14 protein-coding genes, 3 tRNA genes, 10 pseudogenes and 1 riboswitch are annotated in these 23,269 nt (G+C 41.7%); of the genes and pseudogenes, 22 read left to right on the top strand and 5 right to left on the bottom strand.

Features of this window, described 5'->3' with window-relative positions:
- Positions 1-24: 24 nt before the first annotated feature.
- From AEX56_RS07360 to AEX56_RS07400, 9 genes and pseudogenes are all read left to right on the top strand, one after another.
- A tRNA-His gene (locus tag AEX56_RS07360) sits at positions 25-97 on the top strand.
- Between the two features lie 11 nt (positions 98-108).
- A tRNA-Gln gene (locus AEX56_RS07365) sits at positions 109-180 on the top strand.
- An 11-nt stretch (positions 181-191) separates the two neighbouring features.
- A tRNA-Leu gene (locus AEX56_RS07370) sits at positions 192-275 on the top strand.
- A gap of 181 nt (positions 276-456) precedes the next feature.
- The gene (locus AEX56_RS07375; protein WP_049618564.1) at positions 457-900 is read left to right on the top strand and encodes a zinc-dependent MarR family transcriptional regulator; all 444 of its coding nucleotides are present in this window, start codon (positions 457-459) and stop codon (positions 898-900) included.
- Position 901: 1 nt separating this feature from the next.
- Positions 902-1,334 (top strand): annotated as a pseudogene (locus tag AEX56_RS07380) (hypothetical protein).
- Entirely contained in the window at positions 1,327-2,148 is an 822-nt protein-coding gene (locus tag AEX56_RS07385) for a metal ABC transporter permease (RefSeq protein WP_049618565.1), read from the top strand. Before AEX56_RS07380 ends, AEX56_RS07385 begins: the two are co-directional and overlap by 8 nt.
- A 10-nt stretch (positions 2,149-2,158) precedes the next feature.
- Positions 2,159-3,572 (top strand): annotated as a pseudogene (locus tag AEX56_RS07390) (metal ABC transporter solute-binding protein, Zn/Mn family).
- Between the two features lie 85 nt (positions 3,573-3,657).
- Positions 3,658-4,012: pseudogene (locus AEX56_RS07395) on the top strand (BlaI/MecI/CopY family transcriptional regulator).
- A gap of 14 nt (positions 4,013-4,026) precedes the next feature.
- Positions 4,027-4,236 carry a heavy-metal-associated domain-containing protein gene (locus tag AEX56_RS07400; RefSeq protein WP_049618566.1) on the top strand — a complete coding sequence of 70 codons (210 nt, stop codon included), beginning with the start codon at positions 4,027-4,029 and terminating at the stop codon, positions 4,234-4,236.
- Positions 4,237-4,256: 20 nt separating this feature from the next.
- On the opposite strand, the pseudogene AEX56_RS09150 reads toward AEX56_RS07400, so the two are convergent.
- Both AEX56_RS09150 and tyrS read right to left on the bottom strand, forming a co-directional pair.
- Positions 4,257-4,585, bottom strand: a pseudogene (locus AEX56_RS09150) (HIT family protein).
- A 99-nt stretch (positions 4,586-4,684) separates the two neighbouring features.
- On the bottom strand, positions 4,685-5,941 hold the full coding sequence (tyrS, locus tag AEX56_RS07410) for a tyrosine--tRNA ligase (protein ID WP_049618567.1): 1,257 nt from the start codon (positions 5,939-5,941) through the stop codon (positions 4,685-4,687).
- Between the two features lie 105 nt (positions 5,942-6,046).
- Here tyrS and pbp1b point away from each other — a divergent pair, with 105 nt between their 5' ends.
- From pbp1b to AEX56_RS07430, 4 genes and pseudogenes are all read left to right on the top strand, one after another.
- Entirely contained in the window at positions 6,047-8,449 is a 2,403-nt protein-coding gene (pbp1b, locus tag AEX56_RS07415; protein WP_049618568.1) for a penicillin-binding protein PBP1B, read from the top strand.
- A gap of 303 nt (positions 8,450-8,752) precedes the next feature.
- Positions 8,753-11,728: pseudogene (locus tag AEX56_RS07420) on the top strand (hypothetical protein).
- 125 nt (positions 11,729-11,853) lie between these two features.
- Positions 11,854-15,204, top strand: a pseudogene (gene rpoC, locus AEX56_RS07425) (DNA-directed RNA polymerase subunit beta').
- 127 nt (positions 15,205-15,331) lie between these two features.
- Positions 15,332-15,612, top strand: a pseudogene (locus AEX56_RS07430) (DUF1033 family protein).
- Here the strand turns inward: AEX56_RS07430 and AEX56_RS07435 are convergent.
- Positions 15,605-16,501 (bottom strand): S66 family peptidase, encoded by an 897-nt coding sequence (locus AEX56_RS07435; RefSeq protein WP_049618570.1) that lies wholly within the window; start codon positions 16,499-16,501, stop codon positions 15,605-15,607. The pseudogene AEX56_RS07430 and the gene AEX56_RS07435 sit on opposite strands and share 8 nt — an antisense overlap.
- An 87-nt stretch (positions 16,502-16,588) precedes the next feature.
- Between AEX56_RS07435 and comGA the strand changes: the two genes are divergently transcribed.
- From comGA to AEX56_RS07480, 9 genes and pseudogenes are all read left to right on the top strand, one after another.
- Positions 16,589-17,539: a competence type IV pilus ATPase ComGA gene (gene comGA / locus AEX56_RS07440; protein ID WP_049618571.1), complete on the top strand. Its 951-nt coding sequence runs from the start codon at positions 16,589-16,591 to the stop codon at positions 17,537-17,539.
- Positions 17,463-18,477: pseudogene (gene comGB / locus AEX56_RS07445) on the top strand (competence type IV pilus assembly protein ComGB). The gene comGA and the pseudogene comGB overlap by 77 nt, the downstream one beginning before the upstream one ends.
- Before the next feature lies 1 nt (position 18,478).
- Positions 18,479-18,793, top strand: a pseudogene (comGC, locus tag AEX56_RS07450) (competence type IV pilus major pilin ComGC).
- A pseudogene (locus AEX56_RS07455) lies at positions 18,753-19,131 on the top strand (competence type IV pilus minor pilin ComGD). Before comGC ends, AEX56_RS07455 begins: the two co-directional pseudogenes overlap by 41 nt.
- Positions 19,103-19,396 carry a competence type IV pilus minor pilin ComGE gene (comGE, locus tag AEX56_RS07460; RefSeq protein ID WP_082326206.1) on the top strand — a complete coding sequence of 98 codons (294 nt, stop codon included), beginning with the start codon at positions 19,103-19,105 and terminating at the stop codon, positions 19,394-19,396. The pseudogene AEX56_RS07455 and the gene comGE overlap by 29 nt, the downstream one beginning before the upstream one ends.
- A complete protein-coding gene (comGF, locus tag AEX56_RS07465; protein ID WP_049618573.1) occupies positions 19,380-19,820 on the top strand; it encodes a competence type IV pilus minor pilin ComGF in 441 nt (146 codons plus the stop codon). Before comGE ends, comGF begins: the two co-directional genes overlap by 17 nt.
- The gene (gene comGG, locus AEX56_RS07470; protein WP_049618574.1) at positions 19,798-20,157 is read left to right on the top strand and encodes a competence type IV pilus minor pilin ComGG; all 360 of its coding nucleotides are present in this window, start codon (positions 19,798-19,800) and stop codon (positions 20,155-20,157) included. Before comGF ends, comGG begins: the two co-directional genes overlap by 23 nt.
- Before the next feature lie 109 nt (positions 20,158-20,266).
- Positions 20,267-21,220, top strand: a complete 954-nt coding sequence (locus tag AEX56_RS07475) for a class I SAM-dependent methyltransferase (RefSeq protein ID WP_049618575.1) — start codon at positions 20,267-20,269, stop codon at positions 21,218-21,220.
- 47 nt (positions 21,221-21,267) lie between these two features.
- Positions 21,268-22,335, top strand: a complete 1,068-nt coding sequence (locus tag AEX56_RS07480) for an acetate kinase (RefSeq protein WP_049618576.1) — start codon at positions 21,268-21,270, stop codon at positions 22,333-22,335.
- Between the two features lie 74 nt (positions 22,336-22,409).
- Here the strand turns inward: AEX56_RS07480 and AEX56_RS07485 are convergent, their stop codons facing one another.
- Both AEX56_RS07485 and AEX56_RS07490 read right to left on the bottom strand, forming a co-directional pair.
- Positions 22,410-22,850, bottom strand: a complete 441-nt coding sequence (locus tag AEX56_RS07485; RefSeq protein ID WP_049618577.1) for a hypothetical protein — start codon at positions 22,848-22,850, stop codon at positions 22,410-22,412.
- A complete protein-coding gene (locus AEX56_RS07490; protein ID WP_049618578.1) occupies positions 22,847-23,062 on the bottom strand; it encodes a hypothetical protein in 216 nt (71 codons plus the stop codon). The genes AEX56_RS07485 and AEX56_RS07490 overlap by 4 nt, the downstream gene beginning before the upstream one ends.
- 108 nt (positions 23,063-23,170) lie before the next feature.
- Positions 23,171-23,260, top strand: a riboswitch (THF riboswitch).
- Positions 23,261-23,269: the final 9 nt, after the last annotated feature.

The following is a 23,269-nucleotide window of genomic DNA, read 5'->3' on the forward strand; positions in this document are numbered from 1 at the left end:
CCTACTGCCCGTGTTATAAATATGGCGGGTGTGGTGAAGTGGTTAACACATCAGATTGTGGCTCTGACATTCGTGGGTTCGATTCCCATCACTCGCCTATTTTATTATTGGGGTATAGCCAAGCGGTAAGGCAAGGGACTTTGACTCCCTCATGCGTTGGTTCGAATCCAGCTACCCCAGTTAAACTTTAAGCCGGCGTGGCGGAATTGGCAGACGCGCTGGACTCAAAATCCAGTGTCCTCACGGACGTGCCGGTTCGACCCCGGCCGCCGGTATTGCTTAGAGTATGAAGAAGTTTTGTAATAACAAGACTTCTTTTTTATTTATTAATTAAATATAGGATCTGTCTTGATTTAATTTATTTCTGAAAACGTTAGGTAAATAACTTGTCACATTCTTTTTTTTGTAGTATAATTAACAAGTTAATTAACTAGTAAATAAACAGAGGTGCTTCTAATGAATAAACTCGCTGGGCAAATTGATCAGGCTTTGCGTGATATCGTTTTGTGTTCTGAAAATCAATTAGAGATTTTGGTTGGGACCTGTCAGAGCAATGTGACATTGACCAATACACAGGAACATATTTTAATGCTAATTGAAAACAGTTCGCTTACAAATTCGGAAATAGCGAAACAGCTCGATGTGAGTCAGGCTGCGATTACAAAGGCTATTAAGTCTCTGATTGCGCAGGGAATGCTAATGGCTGTCCGTGATGCTCGCGATGCTCGTGTCATTCATTATGAATTGACGGATGTGGCCAAGCCAATTGCAGCAGAGCATACTCATCATCATGAGCATACTTTAGAATCTTATGACGAGCTTCTTGCTGGGTATTCCAGCGATGAGCAAATGATAATCAGTCGATTTTTGAAGGAATTAGTGGAGAAAATTAGTAAATAATATGAGGTATATTACAGTAGAGGATTTGTCCTTCCATTATGATAATGAACCTGTTTTAGAGCATATTCATTATCATTTGGCGATACAGCTGTTGATGGGAAGAAGTTGCGATTGGCCTATTTGCCGCAACAGATTGCGTCTTTTAATGCAGGTTTTCCAAGTACAGTCTACGAATTTGTTAAATCTGGGCGTTATCCTAGACAGGGCTGGTTTCGTAGATTAACTAATCATGATGAGGAGCATATCAAGGTCAGTTTTATGAACTCATGCATCATTCTGCTAAGAAACATGGGAAATCTGTTCTTATGATTACGCATGATCCTGACGAGCTAGCGGCTTATGCAGATCGCAACATCTATTTGATTCGGGATCAGAAATCACCTTGGAGATGTTTCAATGTTCATGCAGCGGACGAGGAGGTGAGCCATGGCTAATCTTTTTGATTTGAGCGTCCTTCAGTATGATTTTATGCAACGCGCTCTGTGGGCTATTATTGCGATGAGTTTATTCTCGCCTATTTTGGGTGTCTTTCTGATTTTGCGTCGTCAGAGCTTGATGAGTGATACACTTAGTCACGTTTCCTTGGCAGGGGTTGCTTTTGGTTTGGTGCTAGGGATATCACCGACTGTTTCTACGGTACTCATTGTTCTGGTAGCAGCCATATTTTTGGAATATCTTCGGACTGTTTGCAAGAATTTTATGGAGATTGGAACGGCAATTTTGATGTCAACTGGTCTTGCAATTTCCTTGATTGTGATGAATCGTGCAGGTGGATCTAGTAGTATTAGTTTAGATCAATACTTGTTTGGTTCAATCGTAACTATTAGTCAGGATCAGGGAATTGCCTTATTTGCCATTGCCTTGATTGTCATTCTGTTGACCTTACTTTTCTTGCGTCCTATGTACATTTTAACGTTTGACGAAGATACAGCCTTTGTTGATGGGTTACCAGTAAAACTTATGTCCATTGCTTTTAACATGGTAACGGGTGTTGCTATTGCCCTCATGATTCCGGCAGCGGGAGCTCTCTTGGTATCCACAATTATGGTGCTACCAGCTTCGATTGCGCTTCGAATCGGAAAAAGCTTCAAATCAGTTATTTTTCTTGGCATGGGGTTGGGCTTTATTGGTATGGTTACAGGACTTTTTACATCCTATCATGCCGAAACTCCGGCTAGTGCAAGTATTACTTTGATTTTCATCAGTATTTTCTTACTGGTTAATATATTTTATAAGATAAAAAAATAGGAGAAATAAATTGAAAAAATTAGCGACTCTAGGTCTTAGTTTATCTGTTTTAGCTTTAGCGGCTTGTGGAAATCAAGCAGCTTCTGACAATGATGGGAAAGTAGATATCGTAACGACGTTCTACCCTGTCTACGAATTCACCAAACAAGTTGCGGGTGATGAAGCCAATGTTGACCTCTTGATTGAAGCGGGGACAGAGCCTCATGATTTTGAACCATCTGCAAAAAATATTGCCGAGATTCAAGATGCCGATGTTTTTGTATACGAGAACGAAAACATGGAAACATGGGTTCCAGAAGCTCTAGAATCAGTGGATCAAGAAAAAGTAACCGTTGTGAATGCCACAGAAGGTATGGTTCTCTTGCCGGGTAGTGAAGCAGAGCGTGAACATGAAGAAGAAGCTAGCGATGAGCATGAACACGAACATGAGCATGAAGGTCATAGCCACGCTTACGATCCCCATTTGTGGTTGATAAAAAGGATGTATTTGAAAAAAATGCGGCAGCGTATTTGGAAAAATTGACAGCTTTAGATAAAGAATATAAAGACACCTTATCGCAAGCACAACAAAAATATTTTGTAACGCAACATACCTCCTTTGCTTACTTGGCTTTGGATTACGGTTTGAAACAAGTATCTATCACAGGTGTATCCGCTGACGAAGATCCAACACCAGCACGTTTGGCGGAATTGACAGACTATGTCAAAGAATACGGCATCAAGTACCTCTATTTTGAAGAAAATGCTTCAAAATCCGTTGCTGAAACATTGGCAAAGGAAGCTGGAGTGGGATTGGAAGTCTTAAATCCACTTGAAGGCTTGACTAATGAAGCAATGAAAGATGGAGAAAACTATATCTCTGTGATGGAAGATAACTTGAGAGCTTTAGAAAAAACAACTAGCCAATTGCAGATGAAGATGTAAAAGACCGTACTTTAGAAGATTATACTGGTAAATGGCAATCAGTCTATCCATATTTGTTGGATGGAACCTTGGATCCAGTATGGGACTACAAAGCTAAATTGACAGGTTCTATGACTGCTGAAGAGTACAAAAAATACTACGATACTGGTTACAAAACAGATGTAGACCACATCAACATTGATGGCGATACCATGGAATTTGTTGTGAATGGTGAGAAACACAAGTATACCTATAAATATGTTGGTTATAAAATTTTGACTTATAAAAAAGGTAATCGTGGGGTTCGTTTCTTGTTCGAAGCGACCGATGCGAATGCTGGTGCTTACAAATATGTTCAATTCAGTGACCATAACATTGCCCCTGTTGATACAGAACACCTCCATATTTTCTATGGTGGTGAGGGCCAAGAAAAACTCTTGGAAGAAATGGACAACTGGGCAACATACTATGATACTGATTTGACAGGTCTTGAAATTGCTCAAGAAATGTTAGCCCACTAATCATAAGAGGAAACGCTAGATTTAGCGTTTTTTCTTGACAAAGAATGATTACAATTGTAAACTAAAATAATAGATAACGATCACTATGAAGGGAGACCTTATGTCAGAAAAATCAATTTCTGCTGCGGAATGGCAGGTCATGCGGGTTGTATGGGCACATTCTGGATCTACTTCAAATTACATCATAAGGACTTTGCAAGAAGGCTTTGACTGGCAGCCAGCAACTATTAAGACTTTACTAGGGCGTTTGCGCAAAAAGGGCTATCTCGAAATGGAAAAAATTGAGACTACCTACCATTATCGTCCCTTGAGCAGGGCAATTTTCGCAAAAGGATTTGGTTGCGATTGAAAATAGGGCTAGAGAGCAGAAAAAACTGGCCCCAGAGCGTGTGGCTTGTCACTGCTTGAAGGGTCAATGTACCTGTGGTTGTCACCGCTAAGAAAGAGAAGGAGTATGAAACAAGTAATTTCGATTGAGAATATGTCCTGCCAGAACTGTGCCAAACATGTGACAGAGCAGTTGAAGGCATTACCTGGAGTTAGCCAAGTAGAAGTGAGCTTAGAAGACAATGTCGCTCAAGTTGAAACGAATCAAGAGCATTCTTTGCAAGATTATCAAGCAGCTCTGGAAGATACTATTTATAAAGCAATTGCTGTCAATTAAAAAACGCCATTTGGCGTTTTTTAATTGAGTTGGTCAAGAAAGTTTTTTAAATCCCAATTTTCTTTGTTGAGATCAAGTAGATCCCAAAAACCATCATGTTTCTTTCGAGGAATGAGATGAACATGGAAATGCGTCCCGTCGTCCATGAGCTCTTTGTCGTTACTAGCGATTGTTACACCGCTAATGGGAAGTTGTTCTTCTAGAAGGTTAACTATTTTAACTTCTACTTCAATCGATTCGTGTAGGGATGGCCTGTTTGAATAGGATCGATGTCAAAGATAAGTTTAAAATATTTCGTTTCGTAAATGATTTGTTCTGCTTCAAGATGGTGACAAAAGATGCACGACATAGGAATCCTCCGTAAATGTTTTTTCCAGTATACCATGGGATCAATGGTGATGAAAGTTTTTGCAGATATGAAAAAGAGCCGAGTGGCTCTTTTGTTTTCTTAGTAAGTTAACACAGAATATTTCTTTTTACCGCGACGGATAACAGTGAGTTCGCCATCAATTTTATCTGTATCGGAAAGGATGTATTCCAAGTCCTGAACACGATCGCCATTGATATAAATAGCACCATTTTGGATATCTTCGCGGGCTTGGCGTTTAGAGTTTACAATGCCTGAAGTTACCAAGAGTTCAACAATATTGAGATTATCTTCAGCTTTTACAGCATAACTAGGAACGCCGTGAAGGGCTTGTTTGAGTTCTTTGGCAGAAAGGGCTTTAATATTGCCAGCAAAGAGTTGTTCCGTGATGTTAAGAGCCTGTGCATAGGCTTCTTGACCATGCACTAAGGTCACTACTTCGCGGGCTAATGTTTTCTGTGCCAGACGCTCGTGACGAGCATTGTTGAATATTTCTTCGATTTCCGCGATCTCATCAAGAGATAAGAAAGTAAAGATTTTCAAGAAACGAACGGCATCGTCATCCATCACGTTGAGCAAGAATTGGTACATTTCGTATGGGGAAGTTTTTTCAGCATCCAACCAGACAGCATTGCCTTCGGACTTACCAAATTTTTTACCAGTTGAATCGGTGATGAGTGGCACGGTAATAACGTGGCCAGTTTTATCTGCTTTACGGCGCAGTAATTCTGTACCAGCAGTCATATTTCCCCACTGATCAGATCCACCGATTTGAAGCGAGACATTGTATTTGCGGTTAAGTTCGAAGAAGTCGTAACCTTGCACGATTTGGTAAGCAAACTCTGTATAAGAAATTCCTGTTTCAATGCGTTTTTTAACAGATTCCTTACTCATCATGTAGTTAACAGTGAAATATTTTCCAACATCGCGTAGGAAATCAATAAAACTTATATCGCTAAACCAATCGTAGTTGTTGGTCATGACAGCTTTGTTATCGCCATTTTCAAAATCAAGGAAGCGAGACAATTGACCTTGAATTTTTTCAACCCAGCCATCAACAGTCTCTTTGGTTTGAAGACTACGTTCAGCATCTTTGAAAGAAGGATCGCCTATGAGACCTGTCGCACCACCAACTAAAGCATAAGGCTTGTGACCAGCTAATTGTAAGCGACGAGACGTCAAAATTGCCACTAAATGACCCAAATGGAGAGAGTCGGCAGTTGGATCGTAACCTGTATAGTATGAAACTTGACCTTCGGTCAATGCTTTGACAAGTGCTTCTTCATCTGTTGTCTGGAAAATCAGACCACGCTCTTTTAATTCTTCAAAAATGTTCATAGACGTTTCTCTTTTCATCTTTTTTTATCTTACTATTATAACAGATAGGAATTTTTCGTCAAATACCGGAAAATGTGGTAGAATAGGGAAGATAAGGGGTTATTTATGATAGAAAAACTGAAAAAAAAGAAAACTACAAAAAAAACTAAAGAAGAAGCCTTAACGATTGGAGATATCGGTGCTATTATTTTGCGAACATTGAAGATGTTAGCAAACTTTATCGGTGTTTTAGTGTTCTTATTTGGTCTTTTTGGTGCTGGAATTGGTTTTGGTTATGTTGCTAGTTTGTTTGACCAAGTGACAGTGCTCAGTAAGGATGAAATCGTTGACCAGATGACAAAACTTAGTCAGATTTCGAAAGTAGTTTATTCAGATAACAGTTTGGTATCTGAGGTCAATTCAGATTTGCTTCGGACTCCTGTTAATGGAGATGCCATGTCTGATAATATCAAACACGCTGTTATTGCAACAGAGGATGCGACTTTTGAATCTCACAACGGGATTGTGCCAAAGGCTGTTTTACGTGCAGCCCTAGGATCAGCGGGGGTTGGTTCTTCAAGTGGTGGGTCGACCTTAACTCAGCAGTTAATCAAGCAACAAATTGTTGGAGATGCTCCGACTTTCAGTCGGAAAGCAAATGAAATTGTTTCGGCTTTGGCTCTAGAGCGCTCCATGGGTAAGGATGAGATTTTGACCACATACTTGAATGTCTCGCCATTTGGTCGCAATAATCATGGTCAAAATATTGCGGGCGTCGAGGAAGCGGCTCAAGGGATTTTTGGGAAATCAGCTAAGGATTTGACGATTCCGCAGGCAGCTTTTATTGCTGGATTGCCACAGAGTCCCATTGTCTACTCTCCTTATGCTTCAGATGGGACTATGAAAAATGAGGAGAACATGTCCTATGGGATTGCCCGTCAAAAAGATGTTCTCTATAATATGTTTCGTAATGGTTATTTGAGCAAGGAAGATTATGACACCTATTTAGCCTACGATATTAAGCAGGATTTCTTATCCCCATCACCGGTTACAGCAGATACAAACGGGTACTTGTACTATGCTGTTTTAGAAGAAACGGAAAAAATTATGTATGATTACTTGGTTAAACGTGATCAGGTTTCAGAGCATGATTTGAAAAACGATGAAACGATTGCAGCCTACAAAGAGTTGGCACAGCAGGAAATAAGCCAAGGTGGCTACACCATTACTAGTACAGTCCGGAAGGATTTGTATGGAGCTTTGCAGGATGCTGTGGCAAATTACGGAGGAGCGCTTGATAGCGGCGGTGGCTTAGTGGAAACAGGTAGCGTTGTCTTGGATAATAAGACGGGTGCCATTCTTGGCTTTATTGGTGGACGTGATTATGCAAGTAATCAAAACAATCATGCTCTGAATACGGTTCGTTCACCAGGATCAACAGTCAAGCCATTCTTGGTATATGGTGTTGCCATTGACCAAGGCTTAATGGGATCTGCTAGCATTTTGTCTAATTACCCAACGACCTTCTCTGACGGCACGCAAATCATGCACGGAAGCAGTAAGGGGACAGGGATGATGAACCTGCAAGAATCGCTCAATACTTCTGCCAATATCCCAGCCTTCTGGACTTATAAGATGCTTCAATACAATGGCGTCAACGTTAAAAGTTATATGGATAAGATGAATTATGATATTTCCATGTATGATATTGAAAGTTTGCCACTTGGTGGAGGGATTGAAACCACCGTTGCTAATAATACGAATGCTTATCAAGCTTTGGTGAATGGCGGTGTTTACAATAAACATTACATTGTGGAAAAAATTACAGGTCCGGATGGCGAAGTAATTTACCAACATGAAGCCGCGCCTGTGCAGGTTTACTCAAAAGCAACATCAAGTATTATGATGCAAATGCTTCGTGGGGTTATCTCATCAGGAACCACGACGACTTTCCCAAGCCGTTTGGCAGCCTTGAATCCACAACTGGCTTCTAGTCAAATTCTCGCTGGTAAAACGGGGACAAGTAATGATACAGCAGACGTGTGGCTCATGTTATTAACGCCAGATATTACGATTGGGACTTGGGCAGGACATGATGATAACACGGGGATGGATTGGCTGACAGGTTACAACAACAATGCTCAGTATGTAGCCTATGTGGTCAATGCCTTACAGCAGACAGATGCAGGCTTGTTTGATGGAGAATTTGCAATTGATGAGAGTGTCATTGCCTCTAGTGTCTTGCGCTCTACTGGTCAGCGTTCTGGAGCGGTCCAAGTCAACGGACGTTCTGTAACAGTGTCGGGTGCGTTGACAACGAGTTATTGGGCGAAAAATGGAGCGCCTGTTACCAGCTACAACTTCATGATTGGTGGTACAGATGGGGATAGAGCAACTGCTTGGAACACTTTGTTTGGTTCACCAACAAAACCATCCAGCAGTACAAAGAGCCCAAATTCTTCTTCCTCTTCGTCATCAACTCCACCTAGCAGTTCAACCAAACCTGCTGCTAGTGAAGAAAAAGAATAAACTTGCAAATTATCCTCTCTTATGCTATAATAGAGGGAAATAATTTGTCGTGTGCCTTGTTTGAAATATTGTCCAGACAAGGCTTGCAGCAGTTAAATCAAACTTTTAAAAGGAAGATTTAGCTGCTCTTTTTGTGTCTATTTAGCTCGATTTGATGAATTTGTTACCTATTCTTAAAATTACTAAATATTCAGAAAATGGACAAAACTATCTTTTTTAGATAGAAAGAGTCAGCGAAAGCTGGAATTGTGCAAGGGCTGATTTTCGCCCGTATCCCATATTAAAAAATAGAGGAGAATTGCCTTGGCAGGACATGACGTTCAATACGGGAAACATCGTACCCGTCGTAGTTTTTCAAGAATCACAGAAGTTCTTGACTTACCAAATTTGATTGAAATCCAAACGGATTCTTTCCAAGATTTCTTGGAAAATGGTTTGAAGGAAGTATTTGAAGATGTACTTCCAGTTTCTAACTTCACGTATACAATGGAATTGGAATTTGTGGGTTATGAACTAAAAGAACCAAAATATACATTGGAAGAAGCGCGTTCTCACGACGCCAACTACTCAGCACCGATTTTTGTGACATTCCGTCTCATTAATAAAGAAACTGGTGAAATCAAAACACAGGAAGTCTTCTTTGGTGAATTCCCAATTATGACTGAGATGGGAACCTTTATCATCAATGGTGCAGAGCGTATCATCGTATCTCAGCTCGTTCGTTCACCGGGTGTTTATTTTAACGATAAAGTAGACAAGAATGGCAAGGTTGGTTACGGTTCGACTGTTATTCCTAACCGTGGTGCATGGTTGGAACTTGAGACGGATTCAAAAGACATTGCCTATACACGTATTGACCGTACGCGTAAGATTCCATTTACAACGCTTGTGCGTGCACTTGGTTTCTCTGGTGATGATGAAATCTTCGATATTTTTGGGGATAGTGAATTAGTTCGCAACACTGTGGAAAAAGATATCCATAAAAATCCAGCAGATTCACGTACAGATGAAGCTCTCAAAGAAATCTATGAGCGCCTTCGTCCAGGTGAGCCAAAAACGGCTGAAAGCTCACGTAGCCTCTTGACAGCACGTTTCTTCGACCCACGTCGTTATGATTTGGCACCTGTTGGTCGTTATAAAATTAATAAAAAACTCAACTTGCGTACTCGCCTCCTGAACCAAACTTTGGCTGAACATATCATCAATGGTGAAACTGGCGAAATCGTCTTGGAAGCTGGCACAGTCTTGACGCGTGATGTGATTGAGTCTGTTGAAGAACAGTTTGATCAACTCAACTTGGTAGAATACATTCCAAATGATTCTGCGGTTGTAGTTGAGCCAGTTCTTTTGCAAAAGTTCAAGATTGTGGCACCAACTGACCCAGATCGTGTAGTGACGGTGATTGGTAACGCAAAGCCTGCTGAAAACATCCGTACGGTGACTACAGCAGATATCTTGGCTGAAATGAGCTACTTCCTTAACTTGGCAGAAGGCTTGGGCCGTGTAGACGATATTGACCACTTAGGTAACCGTCGTATCCGTGCTGTTGGTGAATTGCTGGCTAACCAAGTTCGTATTGGTTTGACACGTATGGAGCGTAACCTCCGTGAGCGTATGTCTGTGCAAGACAACGAAGTCTTGACACCGCAACAAATCATCAATATCCGCCCTGTAACAGCTGCAATCAAAGAGTTCTTTGGTTCTTCACAGTTGTCACAGTTCATGGACCAACACAATCCGCTTTCTGAGTTATCACACAAACGTCGTTTGTCTGCCTTAGGACCTGGTGGTTTGACACGTGACCGTGCTGGTTACGAGGTTCGTGACGTGCATTATACGCACTATGGTCGTATGTGTCCGATTGAAACACCTGAGGGACCAAACATCGGTTTGATCAATAACTTGTCTTCTTATGGACATCTCAATAAATACGGCTTCATTCAAACACCTTATCGTAAGATTGACCGTAGCGATTGATCCTAAAGCGCCTTACGTTGGTACTGGTATGGAATACCAAGCTGCCCACGATTCAGGTGTGGCGATTATCGCCCAACACGATGGTAAAGTCACTTATTCAGATGCTGACAAGGTAGAAGTTCGTCGTGAAGATGGTTCACTCGATGTCTACCATGTGTCTAAATTCCGTCGTTCAAACTCAGGTACGGCTTACAATCAACGTACATTGGTTAAAGTAGGCGATATCGTTGAAAAAGGCGACTTCATCGCAGACGGTCCTTCTATGGAAAACGGCGAAATGGCGCTTGGAGTGAGCGTCTTGTGAAAGATGATGTTTACACATCTGTTCACTTGGAAGAATACGAATCAGAAACACGTGATACTAAGTTAGGCCCTGAAGAAATTACTCGTGAAATTCCAAACGTTGGTGAAGATGCTCTTCGCAACTTGGATGAAATAGGTATCATTCGCATTGGTGCAGAAGTCAAAGAAGGCGATATCTTGGTTGGTAAGGTTACACCAAAAGGTGAAAAAGACTTATCAGCTGAGGAACGTCTCCTCCACGCTATCTTCGGAGATAAATCTCGCGAAGTACGTGATACCTCTCTTCGTGTACCACACGGTGCCGATGGTGTTGTTCGTGATGTGAAAATCTTTACACGCGCCAACGGCGATGAATTGCAATCAGGTGTTAACATGTTAGTTCGTGTTTACATCGCACAAAAACGTAAAATTAAGGTCGGAGATAAGATGGCCGGTCGTCACGGTAACAAGGGTGTCGTTTCACGTATTGTTCCTGTTGAGGATATGCCTTATCTACCAGATGGGACAAACGCCAGTCTTTGACGGTGCTAGCTCACAAGATTTGTGGGATACGGTTAAAGAAGCAGGTATGGATTCTGATGCCAAAACGATCTTGTATGATGGACGGACAGGTGAGCCATTTGACAACCGTGTATCCGTTGGTGTCATGTACATGATCAAACTCCACCACATGGTTGATGATAAATTGCACGCCCGTTCAGTTGGTCCTTACTCACTCGTTACGCAACAGCCACAGGACGTTTGAAAGCCTATGAAGCGATTACTAAAGGTAAACCAATTCCAAAACCAGGTGTTCCAGAATCTTTCCGCGTTCTTGTCAAAGAATTGCAATCACTTGGTTTAGATATGCGTGTCCTTGATGAAGATGACAATGAAGTAGAACTTCGTGATCTTGATGAAGGAGAAGATGATGATATCATCCACGTAGATGACCTTGAAAAAGCACGTGCGAAAGTAGCAGCTGATGCTGCAGCGGCATTTGCACAAGCTGATGAGTAATCAAACAACACTCTGAAAAAATATAGGCACTAGACTGGGTCAGGTTGACCCAGTCTAGTGCCTATGACATCTCCGAGCAACATTTTACAAAAATGTGCTGAATCAGAAGAAGAAAGGGATATTAAGTGGTTGACGTAAATCGTTTTAAAAGTATGCAAATCACTTTAGCGTCACCAAGTAAGGTCCGTTCATGGTCTTACGGTGAGGTTAAAAAACCTGAAACAATCAACTATCGTACGCTCAAACCAGAGCGTGATGGACTCTTTGATGAAGTCATCTTTGGTCCAACAAAAGACTGGGAATGTGCCTGTGGTAAATACAAACGAATCCGTTATAAAGGGATTGTTTGTGACCGCTGTGGTGTGGAAGTAACTCGTGCTAAAGTACGTCGTGAACGTATGGGACATATCGAGTTGAAAGCACCGATTTCACATATCTGGTACTTCAAAGGTATTCCATCACGTATGGGATTGACCTTGGATATGAGCCCACGTGCCCTCGAAGAAGTGATTTACTTTGCGGCATATGTGGTGATTGATCCTAAAGAAACTCCACTTGAACATAAGTCTATCATGACAGAACGCGAGTATCGTGAGCGTTTACGTGAATATGGACATGGTTCATTTGTAGCCAAAATGGGCGCTGAAGCCATTCAAGAGCTCTTGAAACAAGTGGATCTTTCAGCTGAAATTGCTGCCCTTAAAGAAGAATTGAAGACTGCAAGTGGTCAAAAACGAATCAAAGCCGTTCGTCGTTTGGATGTTTTGGATGCCTTCCAGAAATCCGGCAACAAACCTGAATGGATGATTCTCAATATCTTGCCAGTTATTCCACCGGATCTTCGTCCGATGGTCCAATTGGATGGTGGACGTTTTGCGGCATCAGACTTGAATGAATTGTACCGCCGTGTCATTAACCGTAACAACCGTTTGGCACGCCTCTTGGAACTTAATGCTCCAGGTATTATTGTACAAAATGAAAAACGGATGCTCCAAGAAGCTGTGGATGCTTTGGTTGACAATGGCCGCCGTGGTCGTCCAATTACTGGACCAGGTAGCCGTCCGCTCAAATCACTTAGCCACATGCTCAAAGGTAAACAAGGTCGTTTCCGTCAGAACTTGCTCGGTAAACGTGTTGACTTCTCTGGACGTTCCGTTATCGCCGTTGGTCCAACTCTTAAAATGTACCAATGTGGTGTGCCACGTGAAATGGCTATCGAGCTCTTCAAACCATTCGTCATGCGTGAAATTGTTGCCCGCGATATCGCAGGGAACGTCAAAGCAGCGAAACGATTGATTGAACGTGGCGATGACCGCATCTGGGATATCTTGGAAGAGGTTATCAAAGAACACCCAGTTCTTTTGAACCGCGCACCTACTCTCCACCGTTTGGGAATTCAGGCTTTCGAGCCAGTCCTTATCGATGGTAAAGCGCTCCGTCTTCACCCGCTTGTCTGTGAAGCCTACAATGCCGACTTCGATGGTGACCAAATGGCCATCCACGTTCCATTGTCAGAAGAAGCGCAAGCAGAAGCACGGATCCTCATGCTTGCTGCTGAGCACATCTTAAACCCTAAAGATGGTAAACCAGTTGTAACCCCTTCTCAGGATATGGTTTTGGGGAACTACTACCTTACCATGGAAGAAGCTGGTCGTGAGGGTGAAGGAATGGTCTTCAAGGATGCGGACGAAGCTGTTGTGGCATACCGCAATGGCTATGTTCACTTGCATACTCGCGTCGGTATTGCAACAGATAGCTTGGATAAACCTTGGACTGACTTCCAAAAACATAAAGTCATGATGACAACGGTTGGTAAGATTCTCTTCAATGCCATTATGCCTGAAGGTCTTCCAAGAAGAAAAACCTTGGAAATATCATCGCTGAAATCTTCAAACGTTTCCGTACAACAGAAACATCTGCTCTCTTGGACCGTTTGAAAGACCTTGGTTATTACCATTCAACACTTGCTGGTTTGACAGTGGGTATCGCCGACATCCCAGTTATCGACAACAAGGCTGAAATCATCGATGCAGCGCACGAACGTGTAGAACAAATCAAGAAACAATTCCGCTGCGGTATGATTACCGAAGATGAACGCTACACAGCTGTTACAGATGAATGGCGTTCTGCTAAGGAGAAATTGGAAAAACGATTGACAGAATCACAAGATCCAAAGAACCCAATCGTTATGATGATGGACTCTGGTGCCCGTGGTAACATTTCCAACTTCTCCCAGCTTGCCGGTATGCGTGGTTTGATGTCAGCTCCGAACGGACGTATCATGGAATTGCCTATCTTGTCTAACTTCCGTGAAGGTCTCTCTGTTTTGGAAATGTTCTTCTCAACTCACGGTGCCCGTAAAGGTATGACTGATACGGCCTTGAAGACTGCCGACTCTGGTTACTTGACTCGTCGATTGGTTGACGTTGCCCAAGATGTCATTATCCGCGAAGATGACTGTGGAACAGACCGTGGTTTGGATATCCGCTCTATTACAGATGGCAAGGAAATGATCGAGCCGCTTGAAGAGCGTTTGCAAGGTCGTTATACCAAGAAATCTGTTAAACATCCTGAAACTGGCGAACTCATCATCGGTCCTAATGAATTGACTACAGAAGATATTGCGCGTCAAATTGTCACCGCTGGTGTTGAACAAGTAACCATTCGCTCTGTCTTTACATGTAATACTCGTCATGGCGTCTGCCGTCACTGTTACGGTATCAACTTGGCAACTGGTGACGCGGTTGAAGTGGGTGAAGCAGTTGGTACAATCGCCGCTCAATCTATCGGTGAGCCTGGTACACAGCTTACAATGCGTACCTTCCACACGGGTGGTGTTGCATCTAACAGCGATATCACTCAGGGTCTTCCTCGTGTCCAAGAAATCTTTGAAGCACGTAATCCTAAAGGGGAAGCTGTTATCACCGAGGTCAAAGGTGAAGTTACTGCTATCGAAGAGGATGCGTCAACTCGTACCAAGAAAGTATTTGTCAAAGGTCAAACTGGCGAAGGCGAATATGTGGTACCATTTACAGCTCGTATGAAAGTTGGTAATGGTTCGCCAAATGCTTCGTAAAGTACGCGTCATGGATCCAGGTGATACAGATCTTCTTATGGGGACTCTTATGGATATCACTGACTTTACAGATGCCAATGCACAAGTGGTTATTTCAGGTGGTATTCCAGCGACTGCACGTCCAGTTCTCATGGGTATTACCAAAGCCTCATTGGAGACAAATTCATTCTTGTCTGCCGCATCCTTCCAAGAAACAACTCGTGTCTTGACAGATGCCGCTATCCGTGGTAAACGTGATCACCTTCTTGGGCTTAAAGAAAATGTTATCATCGGTAAAATCATTCCAGCCGGTACAGGTATGCCTCGTTACCGTAACTTGGAACCACAAGCTATCAATGAGGTTGAAATCATTGAAGAAGCAGATGTGGAAGAAACGACTGAAGAAATGGTCACTGAATAAACCATTAAATCCCATTCCTAGGAGTGGGATTTTTTATATCCTTCCATGTGATAGGTTTCCCAAGCTGAATCTTTTCATAATTTCAGATAATTCGCTATAATAGGAAGTCCTAGAGGAGTATGAGTGTATGTATTGTGTTGTAAAATTGTATGGCGATTGTGAACCCTGGTGGTTTTTAGAAGGATGGGAAGAAGATATTGTCGCTGCTAAAGAATTCAAGGACTATGAAGAGGCTGTGGCTTTTTATCATAAGGAACGGCAGAGCTTAGCAGAGGTTGGTGTGATGAATGCGCAGAATATTTGCAACGATTCCATTCATTGATAGTCATGGAGTTGGCAGAAGGTCAAAGTGTTCAAAAATGTATGCATACACGCGGGCGACAAATCCGCCCATGTCAAATCAAATAAAAAAAGACGAGTGAGGAGTGAAAAAGTCCAAGTCGTAGAGGACAGGGATTTCTTGTAAAATCGGATGTTTGTCCAGAACAGCCAATAAGATTTCTTCTGTCATCTGACACTCCTTAGAAAAGCGTCCGATGAGGACAGCTTGCGGGTTTGGATAGGCTTGTAAGAGAGCTGCTAGCTCTCGTAAGAAATGTTCAGGAGGATAACCTTCAGCTTCTTCAACAAAGAGGACGTACTTTTCTGTTTGAGGAGTGTAAGGTGTTCCACGTAGGAGAGAAAATGTGGACAGGTTGCCACCGATGGCGGTCCCTTGAGCTTTCCCGTGGTTGTAGACCTTCCACTCCGTTGGCATAAAGTGACGTGGTTGACTAGGATCATACCAGGGGTCACTGGAACATTCTTGGCTTGGTGTTAGCTGGTATTTTTCTTGTGTGACAGCATTGAGCCAAGCAGTAGTTTGATAGTTTTGACCAGCCTCCATTTTAAAGCTTGAGTAGGAGTATCCCATATAGGTTTTCATGCCAGTTTTGGTATAAATAGCATTCAAAATCGCCGTTGTATCAGAATATCCACAAATGATTTTGGGGTGTTTTTCAATTAAGTCATAATCTAGATAAGGTAGGAGTTCATTGGAATTAAAACCACCGATGGTAGCAAGGATAGCATCAACGCTGTCATCAGCGAAAGCTTCATGTAAATCCTCTACGCGACTGGCAATGGGGGCAGAATCAAAGAGATCGTGCTCTAAATAGTGCTTGGAAAAAGATACTCGAAAGCCCAGTTTTTCGAGACGCTCTCTTGCAGAAAGATTAGCTTCAAAACCACCTATATGTTGAATGGAAGAAGATGGGCTGAGCACGCGAATGTGATCACCTTTTTTCAATAATTTCATAGACACCTCCTTAAAATTTTTCTTATTCTAGCAAAAAGATGTTTAAAAAGCAAGACGTTTTGCGAATAAATTAGGTAAGGAGGCTTTATGATTCAAGAACTAGCCAAAGAAATCGTCGAAAAGACAGTGAAGGGACAGGTCAGTGACTTGTACCTCATTCCTAAAGAGGACCATTATCAACTGTATGAGCGAAAGATGGATTGTCGGCAATTTGTTGGGCAATATGATGTGGAAACTTTTTCGTCCTTGATTAGTCATTTTAAATTCGTAGCAGGGATGAATGTTGGAGAAAAGCGACGCAATCAGCAGGGATTCTGTGATTATGATTATGGAAACGGGGAGATTTCACTACGTTTATCTACCGTAGGTGATTACCGTGGTAAGGAAAGTCTAGTGATTCGCTTTCTTTATCATAAGGAAGATAACTTGCAGTTTTGGTTTGATGCAGCAGAACAAATCGCCAAAGAGATTCGAGGACGGGGGCTTTATCTTTTTTCGGGTCCAGTCGGCTCTGGCAAGACCACGCTCATGTACCATCTTGCTAAGCAGAAATTTCCAGACCAGCAAATTTTAACCATTGAAGATCCTGTAGAAATCAAACAGTCTGATATGTTGCAACTGCAGCTCAATGAGGCAATCGGTGCTACCTACGATAATCTGATTAAATTATCGCTCCGCCATCGACCAGATTTGCTGATTATTGGTGAAATCCGTGATCAAGAAACCGCCAGAGCATTTATTCGAGCGAGTTTAACTGGTGCAACGGTATTTTCAGCGGTTCACGCCAAGAGTATTTCGGGTGTTTATGCCCGCATGTTGGAGATTGGTGTCGCTAAAGAAGAACTAGACAATGCTCTCCAAGGGATTGCTTATCAGCGTTTATTAAACGGAAAGGGGATGGTGGATTATGCCAAAGAAGACTACCGACAGCATAAGCCGGACCAGTGGAATCAGCAAATTGATGAACTTTTTGCAGCAGGACATCTCAATCTTCGGCAGGCAGAAACCGAGAAAATTGTCCTTGGAACATCAGCGTAAAATGATTCAGCTATTCAATAATTTATTTGCCAGTGGTTTTCATTTGGGAGAAATTATTGATTTTTTACGGCGAAGTCAGCTACTTGCAGATGCTTATACAGAAGTCGTGAAAGAAAGGCTCATAGCGGGAAAGCCTTTTTCACAACTACTATCTGATTTGCAGTTTCCAGATAGTGTCGTTACACAGGTTTCTTTAGCGGAAATTCACGGCAATACCAGCCTGAGTTTGGTTAAAATAGAAGATTATCTAGGAAATTTAGCGCGTGTGCGTAAGAAGTTGGTGGAAGTAGGGACCTATCCTCTTATGCTAGTGGGATTTCTGATTCTCATTATGCTCGGTTTGAAGGGCTATCTTTTACCGCAAATGGACAAGGGGAATCTAGCTACAGCTGTCATCGGTCACCTACCTGTCGTTTTCCTAGGGTCTGGTCTCCTTATCGCTATGTTATGTTTCGGTAGTATCCATCTTTATCGGAAAAACAATAAAATAAAGGTCTATCGCTTTTTAGTCAAATTTCCACTTTTAGGAAGTTTTGTTCAATCTTACTTAACAGCTTATTATGCGCGTGAGTGGGGAAAAGGATCTTGAGATGACGCAAATTTTGACCATTATGCAAGACCAAAAATCAGCTCTTTTTCGCGAAATAGGTGCGGATATGGAGTCTGCCCTCTACAACGGAATGGCCTTCCATGATCAAATCAAAACCTATCCTTTTTTTAAACGAGAACTCAGTCTCATTATCGAATATGGTCAGGTCAAATCTAAACTAGGAAGTGAATTAGAAGTCTACACTAATGAATCTTGGGAAGAATTTTTCCGGAAAATACAGTCTGCTATGCAATGGATCCAACCGATTGTTTTTATCTTTGTGGCACTGATTATCGTTTTGATTTATGCAGCTATGCTCTTACCAATCTATCAAAATATGGAGATCTAATATGAAAAAAATAAAATACTATACTGTAAAAGGTTTCACTCTTGTGGAAATGCTCATGGTCTTAATCATCATCAGTGCTCTTTTATTGCTCTTTGTGCCTAATTTAAGCAAGCAAAAGGAAGCCATCAAAGAGACAGGAGGTGCTGCTGTTGTTAAGGCGGTGGAAGGTCAAGCCGAGCTTCATAGTCTAGGTCACACTGGCAACACCAATCTGTCTTAACTGGTATCAGATAAAGCTATCACCCAAGATCAAGCAGATGCTTACAATGAATACTATGCAAAAAACACAGACAAAACACGTGCTGTTAACCCATAAAAACCCAGCCTTCACCTTACTAGAAAGTCTGTTGACGCTGTTTGTTGTTGCCTTTTTAACTCTGTTATTTTCGGGATCAGTCAAGACAAGCTTTAACTCTGTTCAAGAGCAGATTTTTTTCTTGCAGTTTGAACAGTTTTATAAGGCAAGTCAGAGTTTAGCAGTATCGTCGGGACAAATTGTTGATCTTCAGATTGCATCCGATACTATCAGCAATGGTCAACAAAACTTAACGATTCCTGCTTACCTTGGGCAATATTCAGTTTCAAACTAGTCATACCGTCGTGCACTATCAATTATATTTAAGGAGTGGTCGTTATAAAAAATCGGAAAAATGAAGCCTACATCCTCTGGGAAAGTCTAGTTGCGTTAGGAGTTTTTGCTATTATTTGCACTCTTTTATTGACAGGATTAAGGCAGGCGCGTAAGCAACAGGAGCGACTACTCAAAGAGCAGGAAATTTTGCAAGCAGCTAAGATGGTAGTTCAGACTAAGCAATCCACTCTAACTATCAATGGATTTGAGATTACGGTTGAAAAATCATCTAACAGTTTACAAATTTATCATCAAGGGCAGGAGGTGCTCTATGTTGAGAAAAACTAGAAAAATGGCAGCTTTTACTCTTCTTGAATGTTTGATTTCTTTAATCGTTTTATCAGGAAGTGTGCTGGTTTTTGATGGATTGACAAAGATTTTGAGCCAAGAAATCCAATGGCAGGAGACAAATTGTCAGAAAGATTGGCTGCTGTTTTCGGAGCAATTATTAGCAGAATGGCAAGGTGTCGAGCTGATCAAAGTGGAACAAAACCGCATATATGTGAACAAAAATGGGCAAAACCTAGCCTTTGGTCAGTCCAAACAGGATGATTTTAGAAAGACCAATGAGAAAGGACAAGGGTATCAGCCGATGTTGTATGGCATAGCTCAATCGAACGTGGGACAAGATGGTCAGATGGTCAGGCCCAAAGTGACCATGAAGGATGGGTTAGAAAGGAGTTTAATCTATGATTTTACAGAAACGCCTTAAAGCGGGGATCCTTTTATATGCACTTCTCATGCTTAGTATTTTCACTCTTTTTCTGCAGTTTTACTTGCAAACCCAAATTGCGCGAGCGCACAATAGCAGAGCTTTGAAGGAATCTAGTCAGGCTTATGTGATGGCGCTCTGGACGGTTGAAGATCTTACCAAATCACCAATCTCGAAAGTAGAGGAAGTTTCAGAAAAGCCGAATATGTCGTCGAAAACTACCTCCGCTTCCAACATTCCAAGGAAACAGGAAGAAACCCCATTAACCAATCATGTGTCTCTTTCAGGTTCCCAATCCTTTACAGATGGGGAAGTAACCTATATGGAAAAGGGGTGACAATTGCTGGTTAAGGTTGCCTTAAATTCAGGTAAAAACTACCAATACAGCTTTGCCATTTCCAGCGAAAAATCTAGCGAAAACCCTTGATTTTTGGTATGATAGAGGTATGAATTTTGAAAAAATTGAAGAGGCGTATGACCTCCTATTAGAAAATGTTCAGACAATCCAAAATGCGCTTGGAACCAATATTTATGATGCGATGATTGAGCAAAATGTAGCTTATCTTGCGGACCAAGCAGAACAGGAAGTGGTGCTGACAAATAATAAAAAACTGAAAAACCTCAACCTGACTGCTGAAGAGTGGCGTCGGGCCTTTCAGTTTCTCTTTATCAAGGCCAATCAGACGGAGCCTTTGCAATACAATCATCAATTTACACCAGATTCTATCGGGTTTTTGGTAACATTTTTGTTGGATGAGTTGGTGCAAGGTGATTTAGTCAGTGTGTTAGAAATTGGTTCTGGAACGGGAAATCTTGCACAAACCATTCTCAATCATAGCCAAAAGAAAATAGATTATCTGGGAATCGAAGTAGATGACTTGTTGATTGATTTATCAGCTAGCATGGCAGATGTGATGCACTCAGCAATTAGTTTTGCACAAGGTGATGCGGCGCGACCACAGATTTTAAAGGAAAGTCAGGTCGTTATCAGTGATTTGCCCATCGGTTACTATCCAGATGATGCCGTCGCTAAGCGTTATCAGGTAGCTAGTTCAACAGAACATACCTATGCCCATCACCTATTGATGGAGCAGGCGCTCAAATATCTGGAGCAGGACGGTTATGCGATTTTCTTGGCACCCAATGATCTTCTAACCAGTCCTCAGAGTGATTTGCTCAAGACGTGGATTAAAGACCATGCTAGTTTGGTAGCTATGGTGACGTTACCGACTAATTTATTTGGAAATCAACAGATGGCAAAATCCATCTTTGTTTTGCAGAAAAAAATGCAGCAGACCAGTCAGGCTTTTGTTTATCCACTGCAGGATTTGCAAAATGTAGAGGCTATGCATGATTTTGCGGACAGTTTCAAAAAATGGAAAGCTGAGCATGCAATTTGAGTCAAAATTTGGTATACTAGATAGGGAAACGCTTAAAGGGGAATATTATGTCAAAAACAATTGCAATCAATGCTGGTAGTTCAAGCCTTAAATGGCAATTATACAATATGCCACAAGAAGAAGTGTTGGCTGCGGGTATTATCGAACGTATCGGTTTGAAAGATTCTATTTCAACGGTTAAATTTGATGGAAATAAAGAAGTTGAAACCTTGGATATCGCTGATCATGTACAAGCTGTAAAAATCGTATTAGATGATTTGCTTAAACATGGCATTATCAATGATTACAACGAAATCATAGGTGTTGGCCATCGTGTAGTTGCAGGTGGTGAAGACTTCAAAGAATCTGTTGTAATTGATGATGAAGCACTTGCTAAAATTGAAAAACTATCTGCTTTGGCACCACTTCATAACCCAGCAAATGCTGCGGGGATTCGTGCTTTTAAAGATATTTTGCCAGACATCACAAGTGTAGCGGTCTTCGATACTGCCTTCCACACAACAATGGAAGACTATACCTACCTTTACCCAATCCCACAAAAATATTATACTGACAATCAAGTTCGTAAATACGGGGCTCACGGAACAAGTCATTTCTATGTAGCACATGAAGCGGCTAAAATGTTGGAACGCCCAATTGAAGAATTGAAATTGATTACAGCTCACATCGCTATTATTCCATATCTTGTAGAACACGCAGATGATTTAGACGATGCAGCAGCTGTTGTTAACATGCTAAACAAACAATCAGGTCTTGCTGGTGTCTCTGGTGTATCGAGCGATATGCGTGATATCTTGTCTGGTGTTGAAAAAGGTGCCGCTCTTGCCTACAAAATGTTTGTAGACCGTATTAAGAAGTTTATCGGTCAATACGTAGCAGTATTAAATGGAGTGGATGCAATCATCTTTACAGCTGGTATGGGTGAAAATGCTGCCGACATGCGTCGTGATGTTATCGCAGGTTTATCATGGTTTGGAATGGAAGTTGATCCTGAGAAAAATGTCTTCGGATACGTAGGAGATATTTCAACGCCTGAATCAACAGTAAAAGTCTTAGTTATTCCAACTGACGAAGAACTCGTAATCGCGCGTGAAGTTGAACGTTTGAAAAAATAAGAACATTAAAAAACCCTGAGGAAACTCAGGATTTTTCTGTTGATATTGGTTTGTATTCTAGCAAGCCGGGTGTTTTAGTAAGAGAATTGTACGGAATGGGTAATTCCACCATTAGATGCTTTAATGGTGATGATTTCAAATGAATTAAATCCTGAGAAATCAGATTCTGGGTCATTGATGACATAGTCTGCCCAGTCATAAGCATCTTCGGCTTTAAGAGTGATTATGTCGGAATTTTCGACATAACCTTCAATAACGCGAGCATATGGATCGAAAAAGTGAGTACGAATCTGGCGGCCTGTATAAGTTGCTTTAAATTTGACTCCTTCCTGTGACCATCCATGACCTGGTAATACATTATATTCATTCGAATCGGTTGTCCAGTGATGAAGGCCACGAAGTTTTTGGTTGTACACTCGATAAATATTGACATTTCCACCTGAGTAAAACACTGGACGTCCACCGTTATCCTTTGTCCAGCCATGTCGACTGGTTAAGACATTGATTTCATTCATGTCTGATGTGTAAAGGTGGTTTTGGAGTCCCTTATTATAAAGACGATAGACGGGTGTTCCTTCTTCAGGAGCCGTGTCGTATAGAGGTGCTCTCCATTCTGACGATTGTAGAGACGGTAGACAGCCACATCTGCTTTGGCCAAAGAGCTAATAGATAGGAGTATGGCAAATACCAAACCTAATAGTGCTCCTTGTAATACATTTCTTTTCATATATTCCTCCTTAGAATATGAACTAGAATACATTTTTATTATACCGTAGAACAAAAGGTATAGCAAGCTAGTTTAAGCTATGGTACAATAGATGAGCAAAGAAATTTGCACAGAGTAGATGGTTTGCGTTAAGTGTGTGTGGATGGGGTGTTGCCACACAACGAAGCGAAAGCGCGGTAAGCCATTGCATCCGCTGTCAAAAGAAAG

It is taken from the genome of Streptococcus sp. X13SY08, from assembly GCF_001182825.2.
Lineage (GTDB): Bacteria > Bacillota > Bacilli > Lactobacillales > Streptococcaceae > Streptococcus.